Source organism: Ruminococcus sp. (assembly GCF_016287535.1).
In the GTDB taxonomy this organism is placed as follows: Bacteria; Bacillota; Clostridia; order Oscillospirales; family Ruminococcaceae; genus Ruminococcus.
Map to the genome: position 1 here is coordinate 85,701 of NZ_JAEFAJ010000002.1, position 14,968 is coordinate 100,668.

General features: G+C 49.1%; 17 protein-coding genes. All 17 read right to left on the reverse strand.

The window, feature by feature from the left end; translation table 11 throughout:
* Positions 1-70: 70 nt before the first annotated feature.
* Complete coding sequence (gene secF / locus QZZ36_RS01965) at positions 71-1,042, reverse strand: protein translocase subunit SecF (protein ID WP_295075896.1); 972 nt, start codon at positions 1,040-1,042, stop codon at positions 71-73.
* Positions 1,039-2,451: a SecD/SecF family protein translocase subunit gene (locus QZZ36_RS01970; RefSeq protein WP_295075899.1), complete on the reverse strand. Its 1,413-nt coding sequence runs from the start codon at positions 2,449-2,451 to the stop codon at positions 1,039-1,041. Before QZZ36_RS01970 ends, secF begins: the two co-directional genes overlap by 4 nt.
* A 287-nt stretch (positions 2,452-2,738) precedes the next feature.
* Entirely contained in the window at positions 2,739-3,149 is a 411-nt protein-coding gene (locus QZZ36_RS01975) for a F0F1 ATP synthase subunit epsilon (RefSeq protein WP_295075901.1), read from the reverse strand.
* An 18-nt stretch (positions 3,150-3,167) separates the two neighbouring features.
* A complete protein-coding gene (gene atpD, locus QZZ36_RS01980; protein WP_295075904.1) occupies positions 3,168-4,559 on the reverse strand; it encodes a F0F1 ATP synthase subunit beta in 1,392 nt (463 codons plus the stop codon).
* Positions 4,560-4,666: 107 nt separating this feature from the next.
* Positions 4,667-5,047 (reverse strand): four helix bundle protein, encoded by a 381-nt coding sequence (locus QZZ36_RS01985; protein WP_365685407.1) that lies wholly within the window; start codon positions 5,045-5,047, stop codon positions 4,667-4,669.
* The gene (gene atpG / locus QZZ36_RS01990) at positions 5,017-5,925 is read right to left on the reverse strand and encodes an ATP synthase F1 subunit gamma (RefSeq protein ID WP_295075910.1); all 909 of its coding nucleotides are present in this window, start codon (positions 5,923-5,925) and stop codon (positions 5,017-5,019) included. The genes QZZ36_RS01985 and atpG overlap by 31 nt, the downstream gene beginning before the upstream one ends.
* 14 nt (positions 5,926-5,939) lie before the next feature.
* On the reverse strand, positions 5,940-7,961 hold the full coding sequence (gene atpA, locus QZZ36_RS01995) for a F0F1 ATP synthase subunit alpha (protein WP_295075913.1): 2,022 nt from the start codon (positions 7,959-7,961) through the stop codon (positions 5,940-5,942).
* The gene (gene atpF, locus QZZ36_RS02000) at positions 7,958-8,446 is read right to left on the reverse strand and encodes a F0F1 ATP synthase subunit B (protein ID WP_295075916.1); all 489 of its coding nucleotides are present in this window, start codon (positions 8,444-8,446) and stop codon (positions 7,958-7,960) included. Before atpF ends, atpA begins: the two co-directional genes overlap by 4 nt.
* A gap of 48 nt (positions 8,447-8,494) precedes the next feature.
* A complete protein-coding gene (gene atpE, locus QZZ36_RS02005) occupies positions 8,495-8,716 on the reverse strand; it encodes an ATP synthase F0 subunit C (RefSeq protein ID WP_295075919.1) in 222 nt (73 codons plus the stop codon).
* A gap of 45 nt (positions 8,717-8,761) precedes the next feature.
* Complete coding sequence (gene atpE / locus QZZ36_RS02010) at positions 8,762-8,983, reverse strand: ATP synthase F0 subunit C (protein ID WP_295075922.1); 222 nt, start codon at positions 8,981-8,983, stop codon at positions 8,762-8,764.
* A 2-nt stretch (positions 8,984-8,985) separates the two neighbouring features.
* Complete coding sequence (locus QZZ36_RS02015; RefSeq protein WP_295075925.1) at positions 8,986-9,735, reverse strand: FoF1 ATP synthase subunit a; 750 nt, start codon at positions 9,733-9,735, stop codon at positions 8,986-8,988.
* A gap of 213 nt (positions 9,736-9,948) precedes the next feature.
* The gene (locus tag QZZ36_RS02020) at positions 9,949-10,284 is read right to left on the reverse strand and encodes a hypothetical protein (protein WP_295075928.1); all 336 of its coding nucleotides are present in this window, start codon (positions 10,282-10,284) and stop codon (positions 9,949-9,951) included.
* Positions 10,285-10,329: 45 nt separating this feature from the next.
* On the reverse strand, positions 10,330-11,292 hold the full coding sequence (locus QZZ36_RS02025; RefSeq protein ID WP_295075931.1) for a GDP-mannose 4,6-dehydratase: 963 nt from the start codon (positions 11,290-11,292) through the stop codon (positions 10,330-10,332).
* A gap of 30 nt (positions 11,293-11,322) precedes the next feature.
* Positions 11,323-12,444: a glycosyltransferase gene (locus QZZ36_RS02030; protein ID WP_295075934.1), complete on the reverse strand. Its 1,122-nt coding sequence runs from the start codon at positions 12,442-12,444 to the stop codon at positions 11,323-11,325.
* Positions 12,441-13,589 carry a glycosyltransferase family 1 protein gene (locus tag QZZ36_RS02035; protein ID WP_295075937.1) on the reverse strand — a complete coding sequence of 383 codons (1,149 nt, stop codon included), beginning with the start codon at positions 13,587-13,589 and terminating at the stop codon, positions 12,441-12,443. Before QZZ36_RS02035 ends, QZZ36_RS02030 begins: the two co-directional genes overlap by 4 nt.
* A gap of 27 nt (positions 13,590-13,616) precedes the next feature.
* Positions 13,617-13,880: a hypothetical protein gene (locus tag QZZ36_RS02040; RefSeq protein WP_295075940.1), complete on the reverse strand. Its 264-nt coding sequence runs from the start codon at positions 13,878-13,880 to the stop codon at positions 13,617-13,619.
* Between the two features lie 29 nt (positions 13,881-13,909).
* The gene (gene gmd, locus QZZ36_RS02045; RefSeq protein ID WP_295075943.1) at positions 13,910-14,947 is read right to left on the reverse strand and encodes a GDP-mannose 4,6-dehydratase; all 1,038 of its coding nucleotides are present in this window, start codon (positions 14,945-14,947) and stop codon (positions 13,910-13,912) included.
* Positions 14,948-14,968 lie beyond the last annotated feature (21 nt).

Genomic DNA, 14,968 nt, shown 5'->3' on the forward strand with positions numbered 1-14,968 from the left:
AGTAAAATAACATACAAACATAATAAATGTTTAAACAAAGAAAGACCGCCCCTGAGGACGGTCTGTGATATTACTTTGATTTCTTTTTCTTTGCGTCGTTCTTGTTCTTCCACCATGACCATGTTACAGGCGCAACGAAGAGTGACGAGAACGTACCTGAGATAAGACCCATCATAAGCGGTACAGAGAAGCTGAGCAGCGACTTGTAGCCTGTTACAAGAACAACTATGGTGATTACGAGCATAGTACCGATAGTTGTTACAGAAGTTCTGATAGAACGTGTAAGTGACTGTGTACAGCTTACGTTGATAAGCTCATTGAGTGAAGCCTTTGGCATAAGGTTGCGGTTCTCTCTGATTCTGTCGTAAATAACGATGGTGTTGTTGATGGAGTAACCGAGGATAGTAAGGATAACCGCAACGATGTTTGAGTCGATGCTGAAACCGCATACTACAGTAGTTGTGAACGCTACGAAGATATCGAGGCAGAGCGCGAAGATAGAGCATACGCCTGCGGACCAGCCGCCGATATTTCTGAATCTTACAGCAATATAGATGATAACAATGAATGCTGCAAAGAGCACCGCGATAAAGCATTTGAGCAGGAATTCACGGCCCGAAGATGGGTTAACATCGTTTGAATCGTAGATAACGAGGTCGTTTGAAGCAAACTTCTCTCTCAGAGCTGTTGTGAGCTCTGTCTGTCTGTCGGCTGTAAGTCCCTCATCGGAGGTAAAGGAGATAGTTATCTGCTTTCCGCCGGAGTCAAGGCTCTCACCGGTTCTTGCCGTAACAGTTGAGCCTACAATTTCCTTTACAGCGTCAACAACTTCATTGGTATTGATATCGCCCTGATAGGTGTAGGTTATGAGCGTACCGCCCTTGAACTCGATAGCGAGGTGTATGCCTCTGATTATCGCACCTGCGATGAATACCACGAGAACAGTGATTACGACGCCGAGGATAAGCCTTTTCTTTGAACAGAAGTCATATACCTTTGCGGGAGTGCTTACGTTTTCCTTCTGAGTAGTATTCTTGCTCATTTCACGTCACCTCCGTAAAGCTTTCTGTTTTTGAAGCACTTGAACTTGGAGAGTGATGTTACCATAAGTCTTGAAGCAAATACTCCGAAGATGAAGTTGCAGATAACACCTGCGAGCAGGGTAAATCCGAAGGAGTAAACAACGCCCTCAGCAGTAGCGCCGAATGGGAAGAAGATAGTCTTGTTGAGGATCTTCGAGAAGAAGCTGTCCGGAACGCCGAAAGCACCCATGAGTATAACAGCGATGATAACATTTGTGATGTTACCGTCAAGGATAGCGGAGAATGCCTTCTTGTATGCTATCTTTATAGCAGCGTCAAGAGACTTGCCTGTTCTGAGCTCTTCCTTGATACGCTCGCCGGTGATGATGTTTGCGTCAACGCCCATGCCGACTGCAAGTATGATACCTGCGATACCGGGGATAGTGAGCGTGGAGCCCTTCATGAAACCGAACCAGCCTGTAACAGCTGCAAGAGAGCCTGCGACCTGACCGCAGAGTGCGATAACGGCAACAACGCCGGGAAGCTTGTAAAGGATTATCATATATACAGCGATGCAGCAGAATGCGATGATAGCTGCAAGGAGTATAGCGTCAAGTGAACCCTCACCCATTGTAGGAGATATGGTCCTGAAGCTCTTTGTCTCCATTTTGAAGGGGAGAGCACCTGAGTTGATCTGATTAGCGAGCTTTGTCGATGATTCGAGATCGAAATTACCTGTGATCTGAGCAGTTCCGCCTGTGATAGCGTTCTTTACTGTAGGAGCTGAGATCATTGTATTGTCCATCCAGATCGAGATAGGCGTACTGGAGCCTGCGAGCTCACCGGTAGCCTCAGCGAATTTTTCTGTACCAGAGGATTTGAGCTCAAGGGATACGGAGTATTCCATATCCTTGCCGTCTTCAGTGGGTAGGTACTGACTCTTTGCAGAAGCGATATCGTCGCCGTTGAGAACGATCTCGCCTGACGGTACAGTATTTCCGTCAGCGTCAGTAGTTGTATCTGTGCCCTTACGGAATGTCAGTTCAGCCATTTCACCGAGTTCCTTAACAGCGGACTCAGGGTCGAAGTTTGATTCGCCGACTTTCCAAGGGAAGCGGACGATAATTCTGTCGCTCTTAATATCGCTGTACACTTCGTTATCTGTGATACCGAGTGAAGAAAGTCTGGTCTTGATGACTTCGGTAGCAGAATCAAGCTGTCCCTGATCTGCGTCGAAGTTGCCGGCAGGACCGAAAGTAACGTCAACGCCGCCCTTGATATCTATACCGAGACGGATATCGTCAACGCCCTTGACGTAAGTAGTTCTGTTATCGCCGTAGAGCTTATCAATGCCCATTACTGACGTAACAGCGAACAAAGCGATAAAAGCAACGACAATGAAGAAAGTTTTTTTGCCTGTCTTTTTCACAGTCATGCCTCCTAAATATGGGGCTTTTTCCCCCTTTCCGCAGGTATGCGGAAAAGGCAGCAGCCCTTATTTCCTGTCTCTTTGACAATTACAATTATTGTACTATATTTTTATAAAAAAGTCAAGTATCTGGACTGAAAAAATCCCCATTTCAAAAATATGCACAATTAAGAACAGAAAATTTCGGAATTATGAACAAAATAGCCGTTAGCCTGCAGGGGCGGCGGAAAGGGCGCCCACTGCAGTGATAACAAAAAATGCACCCCGGATACGGAGTGCATTTATTCTTACTTGAAATGCTTCTGTGACAGTTTAAGGCGGTTCATCGCGCGGTTCAGAGCAGCCTGTGTCTCATAGTATTCCTTTATGCTCTGTTTCTGTCTGAGACGCTCCTCAGCGCGTTCCTTTGCCTCCTGAGCGCGTTTGATGTCTATCTCCTCAGGAAGCTCACAGGTGTCCGCAAGGATTATGGACGAATCCGGCATGACCTGTATGAAGCCCTCAGATATGGCGGCATACTTCCATACGCCGTCCACAAGGTATTTCAGCTCGCCTGTGGGAAGTGATGTTACGAGGGGCTCGTGACCCGCCATTATTCCGAGAAGTCCGTCGATAGCGGTTATAACGAGATGCTCGACTTCTCCGCTGAAGAAAATGCGGTCGGTAGCGATTATTTCAAGGTGAAAGGTCTTTGCCATATCCGGCTCCCTCCTTTATTACTCGTCCATCTGACGGGCTTTCATAATAACGTCGTCAATAGTGCCTGCCATGAGGAATGCGGTTTCGGGGTACTTGTCCATCTCGCCCTCGATAATGGCCTTGAAGCCCTCGATAGTGTCCTTGAGGGGCACGTACTTGCCCTTGAGACCTGTGAAGTTCTCGGCAACATTGAAGGGCTGGGACAGGAACTTCTGTATCTTTCTTGCACGGTATACCGTCAGCTTGTCCTCCTCGCCCAGCTCCTCCATACCGAGTATGGCGATGATGTCCTGGAGCTCCTTGTATTTCTGGAGTATCTCCTGAGTCTGTCTTGCGACCGCATAATGCTCCTCGCCGACTATTTCAGGTTCGAGGATACGTGAATTGGATTCAAGGGGGTCTACAGCCGGGTATATGCCCTGTTCAACTATCTTACGGGAAAGTACCGTGGTAGCGTCAAGGTGTGCGAATGTTACCGCAGGAGCAGGGTCCGTAAGGTCGTCGGCAGGGACGTAGACCGCCTGTACCGAGGTTATGGAGCCGTTTCTGGTGGAAGTTATACGCTCCTGCAATTCGCCGACTTCGTTTGCAAGTGTAGGCTGATATCCAACAGCTGAGGGCATACGTCCCAGAAGTGCTGATACCTCCGAGCCTGCCTGTACATAACGGAAGATATTGTCGATAAAGAGAAGAACGTCCTTGTGCTCGCAGTCACGGAAATACTCAGCCATGGTAAGACCTGTCTGAGCCACGCGCATACGAGATCCGGGAGGCTCGTTCATCTGACCGAAAACAAGAGCGGTCTTTGAGATAACTCCCGATTCCTGCATTTCGTTCCAGAGGTCGTTGCCCTCACGGGAACGCTCTCCCACACCTGTGAATATGGAATAGCCGCCGTGCTCGGTGGCGATATTGCGTATGAGCTCCTGTATAAGAACAGTCTTTCCTACGCCGGCGCCTCCGAAGAGACCTATCTTACCGCCTTTTGCGTAGGGAGCTATAAGGTCTATGACCTTGATTCCTGTTTCGAGGACCTCAACAACGGGGCTCTGATCCTGAAAGGTTGGAGCCTTGCGGTGTATCTCCCATTTCTCTTCGGTCTCAACGTCGCCTTTCTTGTCGATAGGTTCGCCGAGGACATTGAACATACGTCCGAGTGTTTTCTCGCCCACCGGTACCTTTATACAGGAGCCTGTGGGAGTGACCTCCATATTTTTGCTGAGTCCCTCGCTGGACGCCAGCATTATGCAGCGGACGATGTGGTTGCCCATATGCTGAGCGACTTCCATTACCCGCTTTCTGCCGTCCACCTCAACGGTGAGAGCGTCCTTTATCATAGGGAGCTTTCCAACGCTGAACTCAACGTCTATAACAGGTCCGATGACCTGAGTTATTCTGCCTTTTTCCATAAGCTTCACCTTTCAGGAAGAAGCAGTTGTCAGAAATCAGAAAGCAGAAAGTAGTTTATTCTGCTTTTAGATTTCTGAGAAACGATGTTAGCATTTTGCCGATTTCATTACAAAGCTCTGGCTGCTTGTTCTTCCTTAATAAATCCTAATCTGATACATATAAGTATCTGTGTTTCAAGTTCATATCTCGAACCTCTTGCTATAACAAGAAAATGTGCAAAATCCGAATTTGTTTTTCTTCCTGCACCCTCAGCTATGTTAGATGGTATTGAAACAACTGCTCTACGCATCTGGTCTGACAAAGCATATGTTTCTTCTTTAGGAAGAAATTTAATTAATCTATATATTTCTTCCACCAGTTCCATTGCTCTTTGCCAAACTATCAGATTTTGAAAAATAGTATGATTATTATTCAACATAAATCTCTCACTACTTTCTACTTTCTGATCACTGATTTCTAATCGCTGACCGATGCCGCGCCGCCGCATATCTCGGTTATCTCCTGAGTGATAGCCGCCTGTCTTGCGCGGTTATAGAGCAGCGACAGGTCCTTTATCATGTCCTTTGCGCTGGTGGTAGCAGCGTCCATAGCGGTCATTCTCGACTGCTGCTCGCAGCAGAAGGCTTCCACCATAGCGCCGTAGATTATTCCCTTTGCGTACTGAGGGATAAGGTAGTTCATAACCTCTTCCGGAGAAGGCATGAAGGAAGCCTTCGGCAGCTTCTTCATAGTACCGTCGGCAGCCTTTCCAAAGTGCTTTCTCTCAAAGGGGAGGAGACGGAGCGTTCTCGGCTCCTGCAAATTAGAGGATACCATATCGGTATATATGAGGTATACCTCGTCCAGCTCCCTCTTCTCGAACTTATCAAGCACGAGCTCTGCTATCTCACGGGCTCTGTAAAGGGTGGGGTTCTGGGTGGTATAGAGAAATTCTCCGTCCACGTAAGCCTTCTTGTCGCTGCCTATGCGGCGCTGGAAGTGCATTCTTCCCACCTGTCCCATGACGAAGAGGTAGCAGTTGTCGATATCTGCCGCTTCTTCAAGCTTCTGCTCGGTGTATCTCAGGATATTATGATTGTAGCTTCCACACAGCCCCTTGTCGGCGGTAATGACGATATATCCCTTTTTACGCTTGTCCTCCGGGATATCCTGACGCCTGTCGAAATAGAGCTGACGGGTATGGGGAGTATGCTCCAGCACGCTTTCGATAGTTGACTGGAGCTTGTAGAAGTAAGGCTCTGTAGCCTCAAGCGAGCTTCTTGCCTTTTTGAGCTTTGAGGACGACATGAGGTACATAGCGTTGGTTATTTTGAGTATCTGCTGGATACTTCCGATCCTTTCGCGGATCTCTCTCATGTTGGGCATAGCTTTTCACCGCCTTATTCTTCAAAAGCTGTGAGTATTCTTTCGATACGCTCTGCAAGATCGTCAGTGAGGACCTTGTTTTCTTCTATTTCCGAGATAATGTCCTGACCGTAGCTCCTGATGTAGTTCATAAGGTCTTTGCGGTACTCTCTCAGCTCGTCAAGGGGAATGCCCCTGAAAAAGTCATGCTGTGCAGCGTAGAGGAGTATGACCTGCTCGTAATGGGGGAGCGGATTGTAGAGCGGCTGTTTGAGCAGCTCTGTGAGCATATGTCCGTGGTTGAGGAGCTCAGTCGTGGACTGGTCGAGCTCTGAGGAGAACTGTGTGAATATCTCCATTTCCTTGAACTGGGCAAGGTCAATACGGAGATTGCCCGAAGCCTTCTTCATAGCCTTTGTCTGAGCTGCGCCGCCTACACGGGATACGGAGAGTCCGTAGTTCACGGCAGGGCGCAGACCTGAGTTAAAAAGCTCGCTCTCCAGGAATATCTGACCGTCGGTTATGGATATTACATTGGTCGGGATATAAGCGGAGATATCGCCTGCGAGGGTCTCGATTATCGGGAGAGCCGTCAGCGAACCGCCGCCGTGCTCGTCGTCAAGACGGCTGGAGCGTTCAAGAAGTCTCGAATGGAGATAGAAAACGTCGCCGGGGTATGCTTCACGTCCGGGAGGACGGTGGAGCAGCAGGGACATGGCTCTGTAAGCGACGGCGTGTTTGGAGAGGTCGTCGTATACTATGAGTACGTCCTTGCCCTTTGACATGAAGTATTCCGCGATAGCAGTTCCCGAATAAGGGGCTATATACTGGAAGGGCGCGGGATCACTGGCAGATGCGCATACAACTACGGAGTAATCCATAGCGCCGTACTTTTTAAGGGTATTTACTATCTGTGCAACAGTGGAGGACTTCTGACCTATGGCAACATAGATACAGATAACGTCCTGTCCCTTCTGGTTTATGATAGTATCAACGGCAATTGAGGTCTTTCCGGTCTGGCGGTCGCCGATAATGAGCTCACGCTGACCTCTGCCTATGGGGAACATCGAGTCTATGGCAAGTATGCCTGTCTGGAGAGGTACGCTTACGGGCTTACGCTCGATAACTCCCGGAGCCTCGCGCTCTATGGGGAAGTAGTCCTCTGCCTTTATCTGTCCGAGACCGTCTATAGGCGCTCCGAGAGCGTCAACTACTCGTCCGAGAAGCTCGTCGCTCACGCCGATACCGGCTCTCTTGCCGGTCCTGATAACAGAAGAGCCCTCAGTGAGTCCGTGGTCGTCTCCGAGGAGAACTACACCCACGGTCTTTTCCTCAAGGTTCTGTACTATGCCTCTGATACCTGTTTCAAATTCTACAAGCTCGCCGTACATTACGGAATTCATGCCGTATACTCTTGCGATACCGTCGCCGAGACGGGTGATGAAGCCTGTTTCGGTAGCTCCTGACTTTACGTCAAAGTCCCGCACCTCTGTTTTGAGTACGGATATGATATCGCTGTTCCTGCTTTTTGAAACAGAGCTCACATACTCTGTAGCCTTGTTCTGAAGCGTGTCCTTCATAAGACGGAGACTGGTGCGGTAGCTCTTGTCGTATTCAAGGTCGCCTGCGTTGAGTATGAAGCCTCCGATGATATCAGGGTCGTGCTTATATTCTATATCGACGTCTTCCTTGTCGAATTTATCCATGATAAACTGTCTCAGGTCAGCCTGCTGCGACTCCGTAAGCGGAGTAACATAGCGTACCACAGCCTTTATACTGCCCTGTCTGTTTATGAGGATATCGTCATATTCGTCAAGTATATCGCCTATGCGCTCAACATCTCCGCTGCGGACGGCGCTCATCATGAATTTCTGCATAGACTCCGGGAAGAGCTTGTTTATAACGGCTCTTTTCTCGTCGTGGGTGACAAGGGGATTAGAGAGCGTATCCGCAAGGTCGGGACAGGTCTCAAGAACCTTTCTTGTGTCAGAGCAGTCGGTCTGAGAAACGTCAAGACGTACCAGCTCTTTCAGCAATTCTCTGTCTGCGTCTTTCATCTCTTGCCCTCCTCTTCGGAAAGGAACTTGTCTACAAGACGGCGGTTCTTTTCGTCGTCAACATTTTCACCGATGATCCTGGAAGCAGCTTCTATAGCAAGGTCTGCTATCTCGGACTGAGCCTGACGGAGAACTCGCTTTCTCTCGTTCTCGATGGTCTTGTCGGCGTCTGCAACGATCTTTTCAGCCTCTTCCTGGGACTTCTTTATTATGGCAGATGACTCAGCCTCAGCGTCCTCATGCGCTTTCATGATTATCCGGTTAGCCTTTTCCTTTGCTTCACTGATAGAATCCTCATACTGCTTACGGAGCTCCTCGGCTTCGGCTTTTGCCTTTTCGGCGGAGTCAAGGTTGTTCTGTATAGTACGGGTGCGTTCTGCCTTTATTTTGTTTATAGGCTTGAAAAGGAATATCCTCAGCAGCACAAAAAGTATGACAGTGTTTACAACTGCCTCAAAAATGCTCCAGAATGAAAAATCAAGCATTTCATGCCCTCCTTATGTGAATTTGCCATGATTATCTGCTGCCGGGCATCAGCGGAGCATAATGATTATAAGCAGAGCCACAACAAAGCCGTAAACAGCGGTAGCCTCAGCCATAGCGCATCCGATTATAAGCGCAGTTCTGATGTCGCCCTTTACCTCAGGCTGACGGGCGATAGACTCAGTAGCCTTGCCGGTCGCGATTCCTATACCGATACCTGCGCCTATGCCTGTAAGTACGGCAACAGCGGCGCCTAATGCGATTATTCCCATTTTTAATATACCTCCGTGTATGTAGTTGTTATTTGCTGCCGGGCATCAGCGGAGCATAATGATTATAAGCAGAGCTACAACAAAGCCGTAAACAGCGGTAGCCTCAGCCATAGCACATCCGATTATGAGCGCGGTCCTGATGTCGCTCTTTACTTCGGGCTGTTTTGCTATTGATTCTGTTGCCTTGGCAGTTGCGATTCCTATACCGATACCTGCGCCTATGCCTGTAAGTACGGCAACAGCAGCGCCTAATGCGATTATTCCCATATTTATTTACCTCCGTGAAGATGTGGTATTTTTTTAGCTTTTTTCAGTTTTTTTCCCTCTTTTCCTTCTTCCTCCTCCATAGCCTCAGACATATAGAGCGAGGTGAGGAATACGAATATATAGGCCTGCAGGAGTCCGTCAAATATATCGAAGTAAGCGCTGAAAATGACGGGTAATCCTATCGCGGGAACGCCCATGACTGCCTTGAAGGGGAGCTTTACGAGCTCCATAACGACGAACGCTCCGAGAATGTTTCCGAAAAGTCGCATACACAGCGACAGCGGTCTTGTTACAAGGTCAAGCAGATTTATAGGATTAAGGAAGCTTTTCAGCCATTTCACAGGGCCCTTTTCGATTATGAAGGTCGCCTGTACGAGTATGATAGCCATTCCCGCAAGCGCAGCCGTTACGTTTACGTCCTTTGTGGGCGGTACGAAACCGAAAATACCGATTATATTCGATATTCCTATGTAGAGTATAAAGGTTTCGAGTATAGGTATGTACCTTCTGCCTTTTTCTCCGAGGATATCCACAAACAGAGCGTCAAGCCAGTCCATTACTCCCTCAAGTATGCACTGGGAGCCTGTGGGCACCTTTTTCAGCTTTCTTGTGAGTAGTATTGAAAGCAGTACAAGAACTGCCATTATTACCCAGGTCACCACACATGAATCAGCAATGGGGATATCAAGACCGAATAAATGTATCGTAAAGGCGGTATGGTTATCCAGCCCTTCCATTAGCTCTTCTGCCATGATAACACCTTCTTTCTTTGCGTAATTATTCCAAAAATAATAAAACGGAGACTGCAATTACACAAATCTCCGTTGATTGAGTCTTGATGATGTACAGATATATGTCCGTCGGACTTTTTCAAGCTGCGGATAACATCATGTCCACTTATATATAATATAACAAAAACATCTTATTGTCAAGACTTTGAGAAAAATTTCACACTAAAGATACAATTATTTTCCGTCGCCTTCCGCAAGCTTCAGAGCGCGGTCGATACGCTCTATAGCGCCGGAATTGAGCTTTTCCGCAAGGCGGACGCGGTCTATCTCCTTTTTGAAGGAACCGAGCTCGTCAGCGATACGTCTGAGCACTTCGGCAGTTTTCAGCTGCTGATCCTCCAGAGCGCAGACCCGCTTTATAAGGTCGTTTATATTTGCGGCAAGAAGCTCGTTGGCGTTGTTCTGATTTTCACCGAATTCCGTCAGCTTTTCGCCTGCTTTAAGCGTACTTATCTTTTCGTGTCCGGTAAATGTAAGCATTTTGTCTTTGGTCAGCTTCATATCAGACATTTTGTTCACTCCTTTTATTCGGTTAAGAGTCGTTGTTCCGGCTTTTTATGTGCCAAGTGACAAGCCGTAAGCCATGAGCTTTTCTCTCCAGTAGTTCAGCGTATCCTCTACGGTCTGCTCCATGCTTATCTCCGCGCACCAGCCGGTATCGGCGAATATCAGCGAAACATCTGGCTCTATTAAAGGTATATCTGAAGCTCTCATGCGGCTGGGATCCTGTTTTACTTCTATCGGCAGCTCTGCGAAGGAAAGGGCAGTATCAAGTATGAACTGTATCGTCACAGCCCTGCCTCTGCCCACGTTGTACACGGCTCCGCTCCTGCCCTTTTCGCCGAGAAGCCGGTAAGCTCTGACCACGTCCCTGACGTCGGTGAAATCACGCATAGCCGTGAGATTTCCAACGCTGATAACAGGCTCGCGCATACCCTTTTCTATCTCCGCTATCTGTTTGCAGAAATCGGAGATAACGAAGATATCGCTCTGACGGGGACCCGAATGGTTGAAAGCTCTCACCATCACTATGTCCATTTTGTAGGCACGGGCGTATATCTCGCCTATCATGCCCTGACAAGCCTTTGTGGCGGCATAGATATTGCCGGGATTGAGGGGCTCCGACTCCTTCAGCGGACAGGCTCCCTTGCGGATATAGCCGTATTCCTCGCCGGAGCCGATGAGCAGCGTCCTTATATCCTTTTTTTCTGCTGCGCGAATCGCTTCAAGCACATTTATAGTGCCGATGACATTTATTTCCGCAGTGAGCTGCGGTTTTTTCCATGATACCGACACCGAGCTCTGAGCGGCAAGGTGATACACCACGTCGGGAGCGGTTTCGTCAAATATCTGCGATATGTCGTCCCCGTTCATTATATCGAGCACGTGGGTGCCGCATTTTTCGGTTATTGTCTCATTCGGCAGACAGGTAGCGTGGACCTCCCAGCCTGCGGAGGCGAGCTCGCGGATAAGATAAGCTCCCACGAAGCCTGCCGCGCCGATTATCAATGCTTTCAAGTGTCTGCCCTCCATTATCAAGAAGTTGTACTATTTCAGAAGCTCATAGAGCCTGTTGAGTATGGTCTTTTCGTTGAATTCGTTCTGCACTCTCTCAGCGGCGGCTTTGCCGTACCTTTCACGGAGCTCCTTATCGGCTGCAAGGGTGTTTATCGCCTCTGCAAGAGCCTTCGGAGATGAGGGCGGCACTGTAATGCCCGTCATTCCGTCGAGACTGACGTATGGAACGCCCGACTTCAGGGCTGTATTTATTACCGGTTTGCCGTATATCATGGCTTCGAGCTGCACGATGCCGAAGGCTTCGCTTGGCGCTACAGACGGCAGCACGAAGATATCGCAGTCTGCGTAAGCCTGTTTCAGCTCCTCGTCGGGGAGAAAGCCGAGAAAGTGTACCCTGTCCTCCATGCCATGAGCGGAAACAAAGCTCCTGAGCCTGTCGCCAAGCTCTCCCGTGCCTGCGATGAAAAGCTCGCAGCCCCGCACCTTTTCAAAGGCTCTGAGAAGAACGTCAACGCCCTTATAGTAGACGAGCCTGCCTGTGAAGAACACCTTTACGCTGCTTTTGTCATTCGCTTTTTCGGTGAGAACAGGTCTACGCGGTACGGAGAGGTAGTCCTCAGGAGTTATGCCGTAGGGCAGTATCCTGCATTTTTCCCTGAATTCCGGGAGATAGCGGGAGTGCTTCACGTGTCCCTCCGTAGCGGTGAGTATGATATCAGCCCTTTTGAGCAGACAGCGCATGAAGGGCTTGTAAAAAAGCATGAGTTTTTTCTGCTTTACGATGTCGCTGTGCCACGATACCACGACCTTTCCTTTGTAGCCTGACAGCAGCAGAGCGACGTCCGCAAGAGGGAATGGTACGTGTATGTGTACCACATCGGCTTTTTTCGCCATTCGCCTGAAATTGCGGATAAATGACAGGGATACGGGACATGAGAAATATGTTCCGAAGCTCCCCGACCGTGTGAGGTCTACTCCGCACATTTTCTCGCGGATAGTTTTTCCTCTTCCGTCACGGCACACGAGAGCCTTTACCTTAACGCCCTCAAGCTTTCCGAGCTCCTCGGAATACTGGCGGATAAGAGTCTCTATACCGCCTATATGGGGAAAGTAAGCCTTATTTACTTCAAGTATGTTAAGCTGTTTTTTCATTTTGCGAGCTCCCTGTATACTTCCATGAGCATTTCTGCGGAGCGTTTCCATGTGAAGCCCTGAGCACGCTGAAGTCCCTTTCTGCCCAGCTCTTTGCGCAGCTCTTCGTCAGTGTAGAGCCTGTACATACCCTCGGCAATGCTTTTAGGTTCATAAGCGTCGCATATCACAGCGCAGTCGCCTGTTACCTCCGGGAGAGAAGCCTCTCCGGAAGAAAGTACCGGCACTCCGCAAGCCATAGCCTCAAGGGGAGGCATGCCGAAGCCCTCGTAGAGCGAGGGGAAGACGAATGCCAGCGCACCGCACATAAGGGGATTCATGTCCTCTGAGGGGACGTATTTCGTGAATATGACCCTGTCCGTCAGACCAAGCTTTTCCACACGGCTGTAGATCCCCTGATCCAGCCAGCCCTTGCCGCCTGCGAGAACCAGCTTTGGAGCGCTGTCTCCTGCCTTTTTGGTAAAGGCGGCATATGCGGTTATGAGGCGTTCGAGGTTCTTGCGGGGCTCGATAGTGCCCACGTACAGGAAGTAATCGCCCTTAATGCCCAGAGACTCCTTTACCGCAGGTATGCGCTCCGGAGTATCGCAGGGGTGAAAGCGTCCGAGGTCAACTCCGCAGGGAATGACCCTTATCTTTTTTTCATGCTGAGGGAAATATTTTATTATCTCCGACTTTGAGAATTCAGAGTCGGTAACTATGAGGTCGGCACGCTTCATGGAGCGTTTCAGACCTATATCCAGCATATATTTCGTCCTGCCGCGGACAGTTCCGGGGAAGGACTTGTATACCATATCGTGAACGGTCACGACCTTTTTCCCGTGTACAAAAGGAGGGACGATATAGTTGAAGAAGTGGGTAATATCGGACTTTCTGCCGAAGAAGAATGAATAGGGCACGGGCAGGAAGGTGCTGACGGCGCGGTAGACAAAGCCCGAAAACTTTGAGGTATTGAGCCTTATTTTTTTGCCTGCCAGCTTTTTTACGCGCTTTACGCGCTCCTCATCACCGCTTGTGAAGAAGCTGTATTCGTATTTGTTTTCGGGACAGAGCTCCGCGAGAGCCTGAGTCTGTCCGAGCTCGCACCAGCCTATTCCCGTCATTTTGTCGCTGCATATCGGTACAGCGTCGAAGGTTATTTTCAAATCAACTTCTCCACCTTTGATGTATTTTTATTGTATTTTTTTCTCGATCATCGCAATAAGATCGGAGATGTAAGCGTCGGTATCCTCCACCGAAAAACCGGGAGTTCCGAAAAAGCCGCCCTTTTCGGTGCGGATCTCGATCTGCTTTATCCTTTCAAGCTCTGAGATCGCTTTTTCCCGCGGCATACCCTCCTCCACAGCGAGCAGTAACCCGTTCAGTGCGTCCAGTTTAGCGATTACACTGGCCTTGGAATAGCCGCCCTTTTTAGTTCTGAGTACCTCGAATCTCATGATGAGCCCTCCTTAAAAAAGCTTTTATATCAGCCTACAGTTTCCTTTATTTTTATTTCCTTTTCGACCAGCGCAAGGTCGTTCTTTACCATGCGCTCAACCAGCTGTGAGAAATCTATCTCGCGCTTCCAGCCGAGAGCCTTTTCAGCCTTTGATGGATCGCCGAGGAGTATATCCACTTCCGCAGGACGGAAGAACTTCTTGTTCACCTTAACGACAGTCCTGCCGTTTGCCTTGTTTATACCGGTCTCGTCAACGCCCTTGCCCTTCCATTCAATGTCGATACCCGCGTGTCTGAAAGCGGTCTCAACGAATTCGCGGACAGTTCTTGTCTCGTTTGTAGCGATAACGTAGTCGTCGGGCTTGTCCTGCTGGAGCATGAGCCACATTGCGCGGACATAGTCCTTTGAGTGTCCCCAGTCGCGCTTTGAGTCCATATTTCCCAGCTCAACGCAGTCCTGAACACCTAACTTTATACGTGCTACAGCGTCTGTTATCTTTCGTGTGACGAACTCTATGCCTCTGCGCTCGGATTCGTGGTTGAAGAGTATTCCGGAGCAGGCGAAAAGTCCGTAGCTCTCGCGGTAGTTCTTTGTTATCCAGTGACCGTAGAGCTTTGCGACGCCGTAGGGACTTCTCGGATAGAAGGGAGTTGTTTCCTTCTGGGGTATCTCCTGTACAAGTCCGAACATCTCAGATGTGGAAGCCTGATAGAAATGCGCATCGGGTTTGACGATACGGATAGCCTCCAGCATATTCGTAACGCCGAGAGCGTCGATATCGGCGGTGCCGATGGGGGTATCCCAGCTCGTAGCCACGAAGGACTGCGCTGCGAGATTGTAGACCTCGTCAGCCTGTGAAATCTTCATAGCGGATATAAGAGAAACAGGATCGGTCATATCAGCGTATATGAGAGTTACCCTGTCTCTGAGGTGGGCGATGTTGCCGTAATCGGCAGTAGCCTTTCTTCTCCATATACCGTAGACGTTATAGCCTTTTTCCAGCAGAAGCTCTGCAAGGTAAGAGCCGTCCTGACCTGTGATTCCTGTGATAAGTGCATTCTTCATTTTTATTGCTCCTCCGTAATA